The 236-nt window shown below is 60.6% G+C and carries 1 protein-coding gene; it reads left to right on the plus strand.

Annotated elements, in window-relative coordinates; translation table 11 throughout:
- Positions 1–30 precede the first annotated feature (30 nt).
- On the plus strand, positions 31–236 hold a 206-nt coding region (locus APT89_RS23625; protein ID WP_446717760.1), incomplete at its 3' end, for a helix-turn-helix domain-containing protein.

Here is a 236-nt window from a genome sequence, read left to right on the forward strand (position 1 = left end):
AGGCATAAGAACCCGTCTATGGAGTCGCTTATGCCCTGGGATGCGAGAGATACCATGTCATTACGTACCGAGTTTGTTTTGTTCGCCTCGCAGGACGGGGCGAACATCCGTTCCCTCTGCCGTCAGTTCGGCATTTCTCCTGCCACCGCCTACAAGTGGCTTCGCCGCTGGGCTCAGGAAGGTGCCGCCGGCCTTCAGGACCGCCCGCGCATACCGCACCATTCCCCGAACCGCTC

The sequence above is a fragment of the Enterobacter sp. 50588862 genome (assembly GCF_001462935.1).
In the GTDB taxonomy this organism is placed as follows: Bacteria; Pseudomonadota; Gammaproteobacteria; order Enterobacterales; family Enterobacteriaceae; genus Enterobacter; species Enterobacter bugandensis.